Origin of the sequence: Stieleria magnilauensis, assembly GCA_007753675.1 — a bacterium.
In the GTDB taxonomy this organism is placed as follows: Bacteria; Planctomycetota; Planctomycetia; order Pirellulales; family Pirellulaceae; genus Stieleria; species Stieleria magnilauensis.
This window is the reverse complement of sequence record CP036432.1, coordinates 5,044,149-5,060,883: the sequence shown is the minus strand read 5'-3', so window position 1 is coordinate 5,060,883 and position 16,735 is coordinate 5,044,149. Positions and strand designations below refer to the sequence as shown.

Genomic DNA, 16,735 nt, shown 5'->3' with positions numbered 1-16,735 from the left:
GCGATCTGGCTGGGGACGTCATGACCGGTGCGGGAGATTATGGGGCACGACGTTGAGGAAGGGGGGGAAGGGCATTTGGGCGGGCATTTTAGTCCAGCGACTCGGCGAAATGTAGCCACGCGGAAATCCTAAACCGCTTGGACGTTCACAACACACGAAGGGATTCGGCTTGACGAAGAAATCGAGGCTCCCCAATCAACGCGATCCGATCTTCGCTGTGCCTGTCAAGCCTGGCTGGCCGGTCAACCACCAATCACGATCAGCAAAAAGAGGGGCGGCTGTAAACGTGCAGGAGCTGCAAACGGAGTCCGGACGCGGCCAAATCCCCCGGTCTGCCAAAATGGCTCCTGACCCTTTTTTGACGGCACGGTATTTGCCCAGGTAAATAGGGCTAAGATCTTCAGATGGCAGCTTGTGCGCTGTAAGTCGTCAGGTCCCGACCACCGAGTCACTATGAAAGCGTTTTTGATCACCTGGGCGGCTCACGTTCGTGACAGCTATTGGTTCGTCCCCTCCTTGATGGCGGTCGGTGCGATCATGCTGTCGTTTGTGACGACCGGGATCGACAGCCACTTCGGCGCCGGCTGGCTTGAGGAAGTCAGTTGGCTCTACGCGAACAAGCCCGCCGGCGCGCGTGCCGTGCTCTCCAGTGTCGCCGGATCGATGATTACCGTTGCCGGTGTCACGTTCTCCATGACGATTCTCTCGATCTCCTACACCACCTCTCAAGTCGGTCCGCGGCTTCTGAAGAACTTCATGCGGGATACCGGCAACCAGTTCACCCTGGGCGTCTTTATTTCGACGTTCCTCTATTGCCTGATGGTCCTGAGGACGGTTCGCAACGGGGAGAGCGGTAGCGGCCCCGACGCAGTGACTTCCGCGTTTGTCCCGCACATCGCGATCATCGTCGGTATCCTGATGGCGATCGCCAGTGTAGGAGTGCTGATCTACTTCATTCACCATATCCCTGAAAGCATTCACGTTCCCAACATCGTGGCGGGCATCGGGCGCGACCTCAATCGGCAAATTGAGCACCAATTTCCCTCCCGTGCGGGGCAGCCACACGAAAAGAAATCCCAGCGGCAAGTCGAATCAGATTTACCCGAATCGTTCTACAAGACGGCAACGGCCATCAAAGCAAGGTGCCCCGGATACGTGGAGTTTGTCGATCTGGATGGCCTGATGCAGATTGCCGTGCAAAACGATTTGGTCATTCGGATGCGGTTTCGCGCAGGTGATTATGTTACCCCCGGGAATGTGCTGATGTTGGCATCCCCCGAATCCAATGTTACCGATGAGATCGTTGAACAACTGCTTGCGACGTTCGTTTCAGGCTCACAGCGAACGGCGAAGCAGAACCTGCGATTTGTCTTCGACCAACTCATCGAGGTGGCGATGCGGGCACTGTCTCCCGGCGTGAACGATCCGTTTACCGCAATCAACTGCATGGATTGGATTCAATCGGCACTGGAGAATCTTGCCGAGCGAGAGATGCCAGACGCCTACCGATACGATGACAACCAGACGCTTCGCATGGTTGCCGAACCGGAACAATTCGAGGATTTCGCGTCGCTGGTATTCGATCAGCTCCGGCCGTACGTCTCGGCCGACCGCAATGCGTCGATCCACATGATGGAAATGATTGCCAAGGTTGCGGTTTCGGCATCCAGCGAATCACACCGTCGGTTGTTGGTGAAACATGCCGCTGCTCTGCGACGCGCGAGCAAGAGGACGCTCCATGACGAACGCGGGTTGGAGTTGCTAAACGAGCGCTATCGATCAATCATCAGGCTGCTCCGCGACCCAGTGTATCGTCGACAAGTGCTCGACACGGGAAACTGGATCGGCGGAAGAGCCTGATCGAGAAAAAAGCGGTGGAGCGTGAAAGGTAGAATAGGCAATGTGCGTGCGTCTTGATCCGGCGAGGGCGATCGTCAACGATTAGGTCCGCTTCTTGCGACAACGCCGACGATCCGTCTATCCTGAGGCGACGCGGACAGATCGACCACAAGATCGCGCGAATCAACCTACGAAGAGGTGCACCATGGCCCGACCGCTTTGCTCATTATTGTTCTTGTTATCGACAGGTCTGCTGCTGGCCGATGACTGGAGTGCCGACGACGATACGTTTGATCCCACTCTGCAATCAGTTGTGATTGGCGACAGATCCTGGATTGGCGATCCTTCTCCGTTTGTTCATGTCGAGTCCTCACGTACCGGTTACACCTACGTCAATGCCACGAATTATTCGGGACTGGATCCGGCGGTGCAGCTCTCGCTGATGGTGCCATTGAAAGCGGGGGAATCGCAGCCTCCCGGCGGCGGAATGTTGATGCTCAACGGAGATCAAACCCGAGCTTTCATCAAAGCGATCACCGATGCGATTGAATTGAAACCTGGAGAGACAAAGGAGGGAGTGCAGATCAAGACCGCGCTCGAAGGCGCTCAGTGGTCTTTGGCAGCGGCGAACGACAACGATACCCGAGTCGTACATCTGGAAAACAAACTCAAGGAAAAGTCACATCGCTACCGTTTCTCCGTCAATGCTTCGAAAAAACTGATCGGTGCGATCAAGCATTCTCTCAAGAAGCTGGAAGCGACGGCTGAAGAATAAGCCGCATTGGGGTGTACAGCTACACGTGGCGTACGCTTCCAGCTTGCGTCGGTGCCAGGCTACGCCTGACACCCCAATGGCATGCACGGCTACACGTGGCGTACGCTTCCAGCTTGCGTCGGTGTCAGGCTACGCCTGACACCGCAAGGGCATGCACAGCATGCCCTACGCAGCGCGGAACACGGACTAAGATACAAATTCCAATGCCCGCCGACCGGGCGAGATTCAAGACTGCACGACCGATCAAGGGAACGAAGGGAGCGATCCATGCCGCTGAAAATCATTTGTCTGTTGACAATCTGTTGGGCGTGTTTCGCACCGGCGGTGACGTTTGCCGAAGATCGTCCGCCCAATTTCGTGGTCATCTTCACCGACGACCAGGGCTACGCCGACGTGGGGTGCTTCGGATCGACGGACATCCGCACGCCGCGGTTGGATGCGATGGCCGCCGAAGGTGTGAAGTTCACCAGTTTCTATGCGCAACCGATTTGCGGTCCGTCGCGGGCGGCGTTGATGACCGGATGCTATCCGATGCGTGTCGCCGAGCGCGGCAACACAAAGCAGGTCCACCCAATTCTTCACAGCGATGAAATCACCGTCGCGGAGATCCTCAAGACGAAAGGCTACGCCACCGCCTGCTTCGGCAAATGGGATCTGGCCAAGCACGCCCAGCAGGGGTTCTACATGGACCTATTCCCCACCCGCCAAGGCTTCGATTATTTCTTTGGCACGCCGACGAGCAACGACAGGATCGTCAACCTGTATCGCAATGAAGAACTGATCGAACCGAAAACAGAGATGGCGACGCTGACCCGGCGGTATACCGACGAGGCGATCGCGTTCATGCGAAAACACCAGGAGCAACCGTTTTTTGCCTACATCCCCCATACGATGCCGCACACCCGCCTGGACGCGTCACCGAAATTCAAAGGCAACAGCCCACGAGGTCTATACGGCGACGTGATCGAGGAGATCGATTTCAACGTCGGCCGACTGCTCGACGCCGTCACGGAGATGGGGCTCAAAGACAACACTTACGTCATCTTTACCAGCGACAACGGGCCCTGGCTGGTCAAGAACAAAAACCATGCCGATGGACACCTTCCCGGCGACCATGGCGGATCGGCAGGTCGATTGCGAAGCGGCAAAGTGTCGACCTTTGAAGGCGGTGTGCGGGTGCCTTGCATCGTTTGGGGGAATCGTCACGTGCCGGCGGGACAAACCTGTGATTCGATTGCCAGCACGCTGGATGTCCTGCCCACGTTCGCGGCCTTGGCCGGTGCCGACCTGCCGTCTGATCGCGTCATCGACGGCGCAGACATTCGGCATCTATTGCACGGCGAGTTTGACAAAGCGGATCCAGACAAAGCGTATTTCTATTATCTGCGCGTGCATTTACAGGCCGTCCGTCAAGGCAACTGGAAACTGCATCTGCCGCGTGAGGACGAGCCCGTCGGCGCGGTGGAGTTCCGCCGGAATGTGCACATCGCCCCGGCCGATCGCATCGGTTTTGACAGCCCGTTCTTGGTCGACCTGGAGCGTGATCCCGGTGAAACGACAAACGTGGCGGGCGACCATTCCGCGGTCGTGCAGGCTTTACTGAAGCTTGCCGACGAAATGCGATCGGACCTGGGCGACTACAACCACGTCGGCAAAAACATGCGATTCTTCGATTTGGAAGGACCGAGACCGACGACTCCGCCGTTGCCCGTTCGGCCCAAACGCGGCACGAAGTAGCGCGGCACGAAGTAGAACGAGCGAGCCGTCCGGTGTTGGCTGGAACGACAGGCCGCTCGGCCGCGTACAAGAAGCATCGCGCGGTGGCCCGTAGGCTCGCGCCAAACGGCTAATCATCGTTTGAGATCAGCCGTTTCGCTCCAGCGTCCGGGCCTCGCTAAAGTTTCCGGTCGTGGACGAGGCAACGAGTCCTCTGCAGTCGGCAGATTGGCAAGGACTTGTCGTCTCGTCCACTACGGACTTGTCGGGGGACTCGTCGCCTCGTCCACTACGGCCTTGTCGGGGGACTCGTCGCCTCGTCCACTACGGACTACCCGAAACGCAAGGTGACACGGAGCGCTAGCGGGCTCGTGCCACGCGTTCGCAGCAGAACTTGTACTTTTTCCCGCTGTTGCAGGGGCAGGGATCGTAGCGGCCTGGTTTTGGGGTCTGGTCCTTGGGCGGCAGTGCTTCCAAACCGAATTCGAGATCGGATTCCGAACCGACTTCTATAGTGGATTCCCACTCTGACCGTCTCGGCGCTTTTCTTTGAAACACTTGCCCGAACATTTCATCGTGACGCCTGATCATCGGCATCAGTATCTCCTCCTGAAACTCTTCCCGTTCGGCTTCGTCCAGCCCCATGGATTCGGTGAGCGAATCGATGGCTGCCTGTCGTTTGTCCTCGGGAAGCTTCCCGATGTTCCAACAGGCCATGGCGACGTTCAGGGCCATTTGCATCTGCTCGAGTGACCCGTCGGTCTGGTCAAGCAGTGGCTGTGCATACGCGGACATCGCATCGGCGATCGCTCCCATCGTCGGTCCTCCTTGGGGGGTGATGACCTTGCGATCGGTGTCGAATGACCGATCACCAAGGTCTTTCCCACTGTTCTAACTCTGGTCCTGTCTTTTTACAACAGAACTTTATTCGCCGAGTCCGTCTTCGCGGCGTTAGCCGTCGACCGGCTCTTTGTACTCCAGCAGAAACTTCTGCCGCTGTTCAAAGAATCGGCGTAGCGACGGCCCGCTTCCTTTTTCGTCGGGCGTTTCCAAGGAAGTCGCTTGCTCAAACGCCTCCAACGTGTCCAGCTTTCGCGTGTCAACGGCGACTTCCTCTTCGATCAGCTTGGCGTGCCGCGCGATCACGGGTTCGACTTCATTCCACGCCAAAGATTGCTCGGCGATTTCTCGCACGTACTGCAGATACTTGCTCCGCAGGCTCGGCACGGACAACAGCCGACTTCGCAGCGGCATCCGTGGGTTGTCGATCGCCACCAGCGGATCGAGATCGACACCGCCATGCCCTGGTCCGCCGCCACGGCCGCCCGGTCCGCCACGGCCGCCAGCTTCTGGGCCGCCGAACCCGCCACGGCCGCGTCGACGTTCTCCGGCCACATCATCGCTCGGTGGGCCATCGCCCGGTCTGCCCGGGCCGAATCCGCCGCCCGGTCTGCCCGGGCCGAATCCGCCGCCCGGCGGCGGCCCAAAATCATCCCGACCAAAACCTTCGGGACCACCCGGTCCACCGGGACCAAATCCACCGGGGCCTCCGGGGCCACGACCGCCTCCAGGTCCTCCGGGACCACGACCGCCGCCGGGTCCTCCCGGACCACGACCGCCGCCACTTTGAAACGCTTCGTTCATGTCGTGGGGAATCACGTGGAACTGTTTGTCGCTATCCAGAAACAGGCTGTAATCGCTCGCTCGCGTCCAATATCCATCGCTGTTGACCAGAGCCACATCCAAGGCCAAGAAGCGAAGCGTTTCGTCGATGTCCAACATCGGAGCGAGTTCGTGTTCCAATTGATCGAGTGGCGTTTCATTCAGCGTTTCGCACAGTTTGACCAGTGCCTTCCAAGCCTTCTTTCCGTCGTTGGACTTCATTTCGAAACGCTGTTTGTATTCTTCCAGGTCGTCGCCGAGGTAACGCAAGCCCGCATCGGCTCGGGGGCTTCCGCTCGCCTTCCAGCGTGTTCCCTTGGGCGATTCATAGTGCTCGGCAAGAAAGTCCTTGTTGAATTGCTGCACGTTGACGTACACGCCCCAGCTTTCGCCATTGATCACCACGCGGACGTGGTTCGCCTTGGGCGCCGGCAGATATTGACCGGCGATGTGCGAATACAGCACCGTGCTCATGAACGACGGATCGCCGGAGCTGTTGAGCAGGTTCAGGGTTTGGTACCCGTAGAGTTGCTGATCCTTGTCGGCCAAATCGATCGACAGGTTCAACGATCGTTTGTAGCCGGTGGGAACCATGCCGTAAGACGACTGGCCGCGAAATTTCACGCCGACGTTGGTGTATCTTTTTCCGTCGACGATCACCGTGGCCGGAACTTCGACGTCGGTGCCGTGAAAGTCCTCCAGTTCCTTTTCCCAGTCCTGATTCTCGAATTCGAAAAACAGCGTTCGCAGGACGGTCGGATCGTACAGACCGGCGTCTTGGAAATGTTCGACCTGGTCGACGGCGAGCTGACGACCGGGCTTGGCCGGTTCGCGGTTGCCGCGGCCGCGCGGTCCACGACCTCCGCCGCCGGGCGGTCCGCCGCCTGGACGCCCGAACCCTCCGCGTTGTTCGCCCGCCGCCTCTGTCGCCGCCGTGCGTGCCTTGGCCCGCTCTTGGCGATCGAGCCAGCCGTTTTCATCTTCGTCGAATTGCTCGACCAATTTTCGATCTTCGCGCGGTCCACCTGGTCCGCCGGGGCCACCAAAACCGCCGGGGCCACCAAAACCGCCGGGACCTCCCGGGCCGCCGAAGCCTTGGGGCGGCTGGGCCATCGCCGCGGCCGACAAGCCGGCCAGGACCGTGAGCAGGGTGAAGCGTAGAAATCGTCGTTTCATCGTGCAGATTCTCAGTTTCGTTGGAGGGAGACACGGTTGGGCGACGTTGCCCAACCGGGGTTCGCGATTACGTCGCAGCCGCTGTCCAAATCGTCAGCGTCGCTTTGTTTTGCAACAGATCGATCGACTTGACTTCGACTTTCGTGATGTCCATGCCGATCCGGTTCCGCAGATCGGCCAACAGGGTTTCTCGATGCGAGTCGCCTAGCCATTCCAGCCGGTCATACTCGATGGTGTACTTGGGCGCCTTTTTGCCACCGCCTGACTTTCCATTTCCATTCCCATTTCCGTTGCCGCTGGCGGCACCATTGGCGGTTCCGTCGGCTTTGGGCGTCGACTCAGTCGGCACCCTGCCGACGATCCATTCCTTGAGCATCGTGGTGGCGAAAATCACCGAGTTGACTAGTGTGATCTCGGCATAACTCGTTTTTTTGTTGGCCAGCGAGTTGATGACGCCGATCCCGATGACGATAAACAGGTACGTCATTTCCTTGGGGCGAATGGCGTCGGTTCGGTAGCGGAGCACGCCGAAGACGGCGAACAATCCCAACGCCAGGCCGAGGTCCAGTTCCAGCTTTTTCATCGTGAAACAGATGAAAAACACGATCACGTTGAGCATCACCGCCGTGAACGCGAATTCCCGTTCTCGCTGGTTGGGGTAGATCGCAAACACGACGATCAGCAACAGGAAGGCGAGATCGATTCCGAACCGCACCAGCAGCTTGAAAACGTCGTCGTCAAACAGTGGGATCTCGAGGAACTCCATGAGCCGATTCAGTGTTGCGCGTCGATCGGTCACGACCGACGATGGTTTGATGGAAGAGGATGGCGAGCGAGCCCCGTTTGGGTCTCACGGAGGGCAATGCGAAAACGATTCTGGAATCGGGCCAGAAAACTTGAAGAAAAGATGAAGATCTCGTCGGGGCCGGCGATGGCATTAGAAAGACGCGTCGCCGGCTTCGATTTGACGCCGGCCACGCTGTTGGATTTCTCGCAGCCTCGGGTCATCCGCCGGGGCAAATCCGGTCAACAGAATCGAGGCTTCACGGTGCAACAACTGGCATTCGATCCAGTCAAACCACGGGATCGGCATTGACCCGACGGGGCCTTGCTCCATCGATTGCGTCAGCGCGTCGATTTCCTGTTGCGACCTCTCAAAGGCTTCCCGGGCCTGATCGGCATCGCCGAGGCGGTGGTACGCCATCGCCAGAGCCGGATACACGGGCTGCATGTTCCGCCATCGATCGTCGGTCAACGCCTCCTTCAACGACGCGACGGCTTCGTCGTACCGTTCCGCCCGGTACATCGCGATTGCGGTCGTGTAGAGGATCACGCCGCGGGGAATCCGCATGCGTCGGAATTCATCCGGTCGGGGCGGTCCGCCATCGCGTGGTCGACCCGGGTCACGAAACTGTGGCGGTCGCCCGTCGGTTCGTTCGAGTGGTCCGCCAACCGGTGGTCCGCTGCGGTCCCAGGGCGCAAATCGTGGCGGGCGCTGCGATTCCTGGGCGTGTTCGTCGTCCATTTCGGCGAGGAACTCCACCGCTTGTTCGGCCAGCTGTTCAGGATCTCCGACCGGGTCGCTGGCCAGCACGCAGCTGCGAATCAGTGACATCGAGGGGCGCTCGCCCCGCTGCTCGGCCTGCTGCAACAACGCTGTGCAGTACTCGCGATAGGTGTCGGTGTCGCCGGTCAGTAGAAACAGTTGCGGGATGGCCCAATTGGCCGGGTTGTCTTCGGGCACGCCCAACTCGATGGCCTGGGAGAAATCTCGCGCCGCCAAGTCCCACAAGCCCAGTTTGACTTCCAGCGACGCGCGTTCGGTCCAGGCGTTGTAGTAGTTGGGTTGCCGTTTGATCGCTTCGGTGAAATCAGCGTAGGCGGCTGCCCAGCGTTGGCCATCGACGTGGGCCCGGCCGCTGGTGACCAACACGTTGGCCTCCTTCATGGTCGTGGCGAATTGAGCGATTTCTTCACGTGCGGCGTCCGCTTCCTGCTGCAGTCGCAGCGCCTTTTGCAAGGCCGCGTCTTTGTCGTTTCGCTCGCCAAAGGCCACCGACGCCTGCCACAGACTGACGGCGGTTCCCAAAATCATGGCCGCGGCGATCAGCGAAACCGTGACGAGGGCTGCTTTGTTGCGGCGTGCGAATTTGCTGAGTTGATAAAGCTGGGACGGCGGCCGCGCCTCGATCGGTTGCTCGGCGAGAAAACGACGCACATCGTCGGCCAGTTCGCTGGCCGACGCGTAACGCCGGCCGCGATCCTTTTCCAACGCTTTCATGACGATCCAGTCCAAATCGCCGCGGACCGCCGAGGACAACTGCTGCGGGTTTCGAACACGTGTCGCCGACCTTGTGGAAAGAGCCGCCGCGACCGTGGTCAGCCGCGTGCTCGGCTTGGGCGGGTCGACTTCGCGAATGATGCGACGGACCTCATCGAGACCGACAGAATTAAATTGCTCCCGTTCGAAAGGCGTCGATCCGGTCAGCAATTCGTACAGCAGCACGCCGAGCGAGTAGATGTCGCTCCGCGTGTCGATGTCCAACCCGCTCATCTCGGCCTGTTCGGGGCTCATGTACAGCGGGGTGCCGATCATGGCCGTAAATCGGGTGTAGATCGTCTTGTCGGTCAAACTTTGACCGATCGCCTTGGCGACACCGAAATCGATGATCTTGGGGACGGGCGTTTCGTCGTGAAGCGTCACCAGAACGTTGGACGGTTTGATGTCGCGATGCACGACGCCTTTTTGATGAGCATGCTGAACGGCACGACACACCGTGGTGAAAATCTCCAGACGCTGTCGCAAACTGAGCTCGTGCTGGTCGCAGAATTCCGTGATCGGAACGCCACGGACGAGTTCCATGACAAAGTAGGGCCGGCCGGTCGCTGTCGTCCCGGCGTCGAAGGCACGGGCAATGTTCGGATGGTCCATCATCGCAAGCGCCTGCCGTTCCGCCTCGAATCTCGCAATCACGTCACGCGAGTCCATCCCCGGTTTGATGACTTTTAGTGCGACTTTCCGACGGACCGGCCGTTGTTGCTCGGCGACAAAGACCAAGCCGAAACCACCTTCACCAATCTGCTCCATCAACCGATACGGGCCGATCAACGTGCCTGGGCCTTCCACGATCGGCCGGTTCAATTGGAGCGTCTCGCTCAGATCCTGGGTTGAATCTGGCGCAAGGATCGCGACGGGGTGGTCGAGCGGATTTTCCGGCAGCACATGGGCGCCGAGTAGTTTTTCCACGGACGCCCGAAGCTTGGCGTTCCCGGCACAGGCCTTGTCCAGATACCCCGCACGGGCCTCTGCGGACTCGAGATCGAGGGCTTCGAGAAAGATGGATTGTTCTGACGATTCGTGCATTTTGATTCGGCCGCGAAATGACTTCGCCGGTACAGAGTCCACAACGCTGGCTGCGTCGACGGCGCAGACGCAACTCGATTGTATCTGTCATGCGAAATCCGGCTCCGAAGCGGGCCAAAAAAATCCGCCGAGACGAAAGTTACTCCGTGTCCTCCATCTCACGCCGCAACCAGGCCCGGGCGTACGCCCAGTTTCGCTTGGCCGTCCGTGGCGAGACGTTCAAGACCTTGGCGGTTTGGTCGATCGTCAGCCCCGTGAAGTATCGGAGTTGCACCAAACGGGCCAGGTCGTCATCGAGCGCTGCCAGTCGCGTCAGCGCCTCATCGAGCGCCAGCAGGGTGTCCTGGTCGTCGGGGTCCAGCAATGCGTCGCCGTCCTGCAGTTCGTTTTTCGCTAAATTGCCGCCGCGTTTGACGCTTTTTCGCCGTCTGGCATTTTCGATCAAGATTCTCCGCATCGCTTCGGCCGCGGCGGCGAAAAAATGTCCCCGGCTGTCCCACTGCTCGGCCGCTTGATCGGCAACCTCATTCCCGATCAACCTCAGGAAGGCTTCGTGGACCAGTGCCGTCGGCTGCAAGGTATGTCCGGGTGATTCCTGCGACATCTTTCGCGCAGCCAATCGTCTCAGCTCGTCGTAAACCAGCGGCAACAACCGGCTGGCCGCTTGCGGGTCGCCATCATCGATCGCTTGCAAAATTTGCGTGACATCATCATCCATGGCCACAGTATAGATCGACCTTCGGCAGAGAGCACGTGCTGGCAGAGGGTAGGTGGGAACCGCTCTTACCAGTTGACTGGAAAAGCGCGCACTCTAACGAGACGCAGGTGATGCACCGGTTTCGAATCGCACTTCACCCCACAGGTTTGGTGAAAGCATGATTTCGCCGGGAATGTCATCCACCAAACCGGTGCTCTTGTTGGACCAATACGAACGCAAATTGGTGTCTGTGCCCTCGGCATCGCCATACGTGACGCCGAAATCGGCCCGATAGGTTTGTCCGGCCTGGGGATGCAAACCGAGATCGCTGAGCAAGACGGAGACCTTTACTTCGTACCCGCCGCCGCTGGTTTTGGCTTCGATCGCAGCGGCGGGCAGCCGCCGAACGTTGTCGACTTTCTCACCGCGCCAGGGCGATGTGAATTCGACGGGGTTCTTGCCGCCCCGTTTGCGGTGTTCGTACAGGACTGCGATCGGCTGACCGTCCAACGGCGCGATCATCAACCGTTTGTCTCCTTCGCCAGGACCGCTGCGTTTGGGCGAGAGCTGTGGGTCGGTCGCGATTTGTAGATCGACCGAGTCGCCGGTCGCGAACAGCTTGGTCCAATCGCGGCCGTTGTTGATCCACGGCGAGCGATCTTCCACCCGAAAATGCAGGTGCAGATGCGTGGCATCGACGTCCAGGTCCAGCTGGACGCGGAACTTGCCACTTTTGTCCCACTGCAAGGTTCCAGGCACGTCGACTTTCTTCGCTGCCTGGCCGTCCGCAGCGCGTCGCAGGTTTTGCCGTTGGGCCGCGAGGATCTGTTCTTTGCTGACGTCGATGGATCCCGAGATGCGCGTGATGTCGCTCAATCCCGTCAGTTCATAGATGCGGTACGGTCCGTGGCCGATCTGCACAAAGTACCGCCCGTCGGTCTCGGAGCGACCAAAGCTGCCGCCGAAGATTTCGCCGCCCAGCCGGTATTCGTTGTTCTGGTAACTCACACGTACGTCAACGAAGGCCTCGTCGAGATACAACCCATCACTGGTCAGCAGGAAGCAGCGGCCATGGTTGCCGTTCAAAAAGAACACGTCGCTTTGATCGTCCAGCGACGCCAGACCGAGAATGCCGAGTGTTCCCTGCATCACGCCGGGTTCGGGCAACGGTGCGTCGTGTGATCCATGGACGTTGCTCCACTGGTTCGGAAAACTCCAGAGCGATGCTCGTGGTTCGCTCGGCGGACCAAGCGATTTGACCGCGGAGCCATCGACGGCGGTTTGATACGCATTCATTTCCGGATCGGAATTAAAAATGAAACGTCCGAAACGATCGCGCACCGTGGGCACGCCGTTGCGTTTGTAGCCGGGTGTCAGATCGATCGGCGTTGCCTCGGCAATCGCTTCATCCAAGGTGGGGTAATTGGGCACGCCGTTGGGCGAGAAGCCGCGCGGTCGGATCGCCACGATTGACACTTGCTGGCCGTCGGCAAGCGGCAAGTACAGTGTCAATGACGTTTGCAAATGCCCCCATGATCCACCGCCCAACGCCAGATTGTCGCCGCAAAAATCAAACTCGTTTGGTTGGGTTTGGCCGTCGCCATTGCGATCGACCCACAGCACGCCCATGCCGCGCTGGGACCACGGTTTTCCGTCGCCCTTGGTACCAGGCTTTTCCTGGGCCCGTTTCTCCGGCCATTTGGCATAGAACGCATCGATGTAGGCTTGTGGCGGGTCCCATTGGCAACCGTAGGCAAAGTGATGCGTGTCGGACACGGCGACGATGTCGTGGAGCGTCCCGTCGGGAAGGACTTCGGAGATCAATGAAATCTTGCCGCGGGCGCAGACAAAGGTCCGGCCGGCTTCACGGAAAAAGAGATAGCTGTGCGGTTCGTAGTTGCCGAAGTGGCCTTCTTGCAACGACACGATGTGGGTCGGCCGCGCCGAGCCTTGTTCCACATCGACGTCCCAGAAACAGCCCAGCCCGATCCAGCGGCGTGGGTTCTCGGGATCGAACCCTGAACCGTCGCCTCCGTAGTGTGGCATGCCGAACTTTTCATAGACGACCTGGCTTGTCGACGCCGCATCCCACGCCAGAACACGTTTCGGGTTCCAGCGTTTTTCCGTCACCCAAAGTTTGCCGGCGGGTCCGAACACAAGCCCGGCGGGATGGACCATTCGCTTTGGATCGTAGGCCCCCTTGTACGGTCCGCCGGGGGCGCCGATCGTCGCGACCAAGCTGCCCTCCGCGTTGAAGCGATGAATCTGGTGCGAGTTGGCGTCGCTGACCAAGAGGTCGCCATTGGGTGCGACAGTGATGCCGCTGAGTTGGGGTTCGCTTTCCAGGCCGGGGACAATCTTTGCGGAGGGAACAAGGGTCTTTCCATCGCGGAGTCGCACCACCCCTTGATCGGTCGCCGCGTAGATTTCCGACCCGGCGGTCAGATGCCGAACACCGGACAGCGGCAGGGATTCAAGCCGATCGCCCGTTGCGGCGTCGAGCACCAGCACCGCTTGTTTATCGCGCGATCCGACATAGAGTTTGCCGTCTTTGATCGCCAGACCGCCCAAGTTGAATTCGTCCAGATTCGAATGGTTTGACCCCGGCCCGACCTGCATCGAATCAATTTCCAAAGCCCGCCGATTGCCGGGGAATTCCGCGATCTTGCCCGACTCGATGTCGTAGCGGACGAGGGTGAGTTTCCAGGTTGCCGTCCAGTTGTCGCTGCCGAGATCAACCCCCTTGGTCCCGCCCCAGGTGAACCCGTCCTGGGCGCAGTACAGATACTTGTCGTCGACAGCGATCGCGTCGTGTCCGATGCCGTAACCGTGTAGGTGTTCGTAGCCTTGAACGAAATTGCCATCGGCGTCCAACGCGACGAGCGCCCAACCGCCTTCGGTCACCGGTGCGGCAAAGAAAACGAGATTGCCGTTGGTGGCGGCGTGATGAAACGTGCTGTGGTTGGGGCCCCAAGAGGCGGTCGTGTCTTCGCCGCCGTTGGCAAAGTTCATTCGATAGACCGGTTCGATTCCCGGGTGGGTGATCCCTCGCCAGCGATAGCTTCCCGGCGGAACCAGTTTGCCTTGGTCGTCCAGTCCGTCCCAAACCAGCGTCTGCCGTCCGCCGGAAAACGACCGCCCAGCCACGAGATTCCGCACCCGCCGTCCGGATTCATCTTCGATGACCACAGTCGCTTTGCCGTTTGAAGGCTGCTGAAATGCGATCCGGATTTCCTGCCGCCGGCCACTCACGCCTTCGCGGTAATCCTCCAGATCAAACGGAGCCCAATCAGCGGGATCATCGGAAAATGGCGCGTGAATGGCGCGATGGTCTTGGAACCCAAACCGTTCTCGCTGTCGGGGTGTCTCAACGGCCGCCGCAAAACGAAAGGCAGACCAGTCCCCGGCGGGCAAGCGAAATCCAAGCTGCCATCGCGTCGGCATCTGCGTTTGTTCGGCCGCGGCGGTTCCATCGTTTGCTTGGACGGCTTGCCATCCAGCCTCGCCGATTAACGCAAACGTCTGTTTGGCGTTGGCGATGCCCATTCGGATCTCGGGTTCGGATTCCGCCCGCGTGCGGACAGAGACGGCCAGTCCTCGTCGATCGGGGGTGATGGCGACGGCGAACGGTAGACCAGCGGGGCGACTGAAGTCCTGGAAATCGGCATCGGTGTGGAGCTGTGTTTCAGCCGGGTGGATTGTCAGTGCTTCAGCGTGACGGACGACCTGTTCCGCGCCCCGTTCGGCGCCCCGTTGGGCGCCCGGTTCGGCGGCTCGTTCGGCGAGTCGCAGTTTGACCAGACGCTGGCGGCCCGCTTCGTAGACCACCACACGATCGCCCGATACCGCCACGTGCGTGGGCGAGCCGAGTCGATTTTGGATTGCCACTTCTGACAGACCGGCATCAAACAGACGCAGCGTCCCGCCGGCGGAATCACACACCGCCAACCGCCGACCGTCGCTGTGGACATACGCCTCTGCTTCGTATTCCGCGATTCGTGAAGCTTCCGTCCACCGCTTGTCGCCGTCACGTTGGTAGGCGATGACCGTTCCACCGTCGGCGACAATCAATCGGTCATCGAACCAGGCAAGACTCGTACAGCTTTTCAGTCCTTCGATGACGACCGGTTCGGGTTTCGATCGCTGACGTCCGTCCGCTGTGAGGCCCACTTCAACCGCCTGGCCGCCTTGCTGGACCACCAGCAGCGAAAAACCGTTGTCGTGCGGAATGGCCACCGCACCGCTGACCGATTCCGCCAGTTCCAGATCGGTCGCGCGTCTGCTCTCCAAACGCGACCAACCACTGTCATCAATGCACGCCCCGATGGCAAGTTGCACATCGTTGTAGTGCTTCTTCACGAGACACAGCGTCTGCCCGTTCAAGACGACCGGTTGTGCGTGAACATCGGTCTCTTTGTCGCCCACGGTGTGCGGCACCTCGCAGGTATCGTCCCACCGCCAACTGCCGCGCGGCGTCCAGATGTTACCCCGCTCATCGAGCGCGACGCCGGTCAGATTCGCCAACGCTCCGATGCGGCGGGCCAATTCGAACCTCTGTTCCACATCGTTCCAGCGTAGCAATTGAACGACGCCGGCGAGCCCCGACACGGCGTAGACATCGTCGCGGACATGCACCAGTCCGCGCCCATTGGTCAGATCGGCACTCTCCGGCAGATACCCGATAAACGATCCCGACGCCCCACCCAGTACCACTCCCGGTTCCGGTTCGAACCGCTCGTTCATGCGATGGATCGTGCCATGCCAACCGTGAGCGTACCAATGCCGTCCGATCTGTTGTGGTCGTTCGCCGCGAAAGCCTGTGGGGAAACCGGCCACCACGACACCGTCCCGCCACGCCTGCACTTGCTTGCCGTCGAAGCCATAGACGGTCCCGTTGTCGCCGACGTGCAGTGCGAACAAATCCGATCCAGGATTCGCGATGTTCGTCCGCGCATCGGTCGACGGGTCGAACCAGAACAGCTGATCCTGATGCTTGTCAAACACCACCACGCGACCCTCCAGCGCATTAGACGAAATCATATCCGCCTTGACGTCCAATCGCTGCGGCATGGAACCTGGGGCCGCGTCGAGCGGCAGCGAGTAGAGGGCGTTTCGGATTCTCATCAACAGGACGTCGCCGGCACGTGTCAATTGATCGTTGCGGTCGGTCGATTCGGGCAGTGGGTAGCTTGCCAACAACCGTCCGTCGAGCGCGTATCGGTTCAACTGCGTCGATCCACCCCGCTCCCAAATCGCCGCGTCGTCGTCGATCACGGGACCCATTCCCGCCGCCGGCTGATCGGCAAAGGTCACCAGTGACGGACCGCTCTCCCCAGAATTTCCCAGCACTCCGGCGAAGACGAGTTCCTCGGCAGTCGCCCGATCCGGCGGCTGGACGGCGGCAACCATCAACAAAATAGAACTCGTCAAAACAACGCGTATCGTTTTCATCTTATTCATACTGCTATCGCGAGGACTGACCGGATCATCATTGCCGGACACGTGC

General features: G+C 59.8%; 9 protein-coding genes. 3 read left to right on the top strand and 6 right to left on the bottom strand.

Annotation, left to right across the window (positions count from 1 at the left end):
• The first annotated feature begins 453 nt into the window (after nt 1–453).
• The 3 genes from TBK1r_RS17735 (at nt 454) to TBK1r_RS17725 (ending at nt 4,351) form a co-directional block, all read left to right on the top strand.
• Complete coding sequence (locus tag TBK1r_RS17735; protein ID WP_145213344.1) at nt 454–1,860, top strand: DUF2254 domain-containing protein; 1,407 nt, start codon at nt 454–456, stop codon at nt 1,858–1,860.
• A 184-nt stretch (nt 1,861–2,044) separates the two neighbouring features.
• Nucleotides 2,045–2,614 (top strand): hypothetical protein, encoded by a 570-nt coding sequence (locus TBK1r_RS17730; protein ID WP_145213341.1) that lies wholly within the window; start codon nt 2,045–2,047, stop codon nt 2,612–2,614.
• A gap of 267 nt (nt 2,615–2,881) precedes the next feature.
• A complete protein-coding gene (locus TBK1r_RS17725) occupies nt 2,882–4,351 on the top strand; it encodes a sulfatase family protein (RefSeq protein ID WP_145213338.1) in 1,470 nt (489 codons plus the stop codon).
• A gap of 339 nt (nt 4,352–4,690) precedes the next feature.
• Here TBK1r_RS17725 and TBK1r_RS17720 read toward each other — a convergent pair whose 3' ends face one another.
• From TBK1r_RS17720 to TBK1r_RS17695, 6 genes are all read right to left on the bottom strand, one after another.
• The gene (locus tag TBK1r_RS17720; RefSeq protein ID WP_145213335.1) at nt 4,691–5,146 is read right to left on the bottom strand and encodes an SEC-C metal-binding domain-containing protein; all 456 of its coding nucleotides are present in this window, start codon (nt 5,144–5,146) and stop codon (nt 4,691–4,693) included.
• Nucleotides 5,147–5,281: 135 nt separating this feature from the next.
• Complete coding sequence (locus TBK1r_RS17715) at nt 5,282–7,168, bottom strand: CotH kinase family protein (RefSeq protein WP_419581476.1); 1,887 nt, start codon at nt 7,166–7,168, stop codon at nt 5,282–5,284.
• A 67-nt stretch (nt 7,169–7,235) separates the two neighbouring features.
• A complete protein-coding gene (locus TBK1r_RS17710) occupies nt 7,236–7,934 on the bottom strand; it encodes a DUF4956 domain-containing protein (RefSeq protein ID WP_145213332.1) in 699 nt (232 codons plus the stop codon).
• A gap of 171 nt (nt 7,935–8,105) precedes the next feature.
• Nucleotides 8,106–10,532, bottom strand: coding sequence for a serine/threonine-protein kinase (locus tag TBK1r_RS17705; protein WP_145213328.1), 2,427 nt, complete (start codon nt 10,530–10,532; stop codon nt 8,106–8,108).
• 139 nt (nt 10,533–10,671) lie between these two features.
• Complete coding sequence (locus tag TBK1r_RS17700) at nt 10,672–11,250, bottom strand: ECF-type sigma factor (protein WP_145213325.1); 579 nt, start codon at nt 11,248–11,250, stop codon at nt 10,672–10,674.
• Nucleotides 11,251–11,343: 93 nt separating this feature from the next.
• Complete coding sequence (locus TBK1r_RS17695) at nt 11,344–16,689, bottom strand: FlgD immunoglobulin-like domain containing protein (protein ID WP_419581475.1); 5,346 nt, start codon at nt 16,687–16,689, stop codon at nt 11,344–11,346.
• Nucleotides 16,690–16,735: the final 46 nt, after the last annotated feature.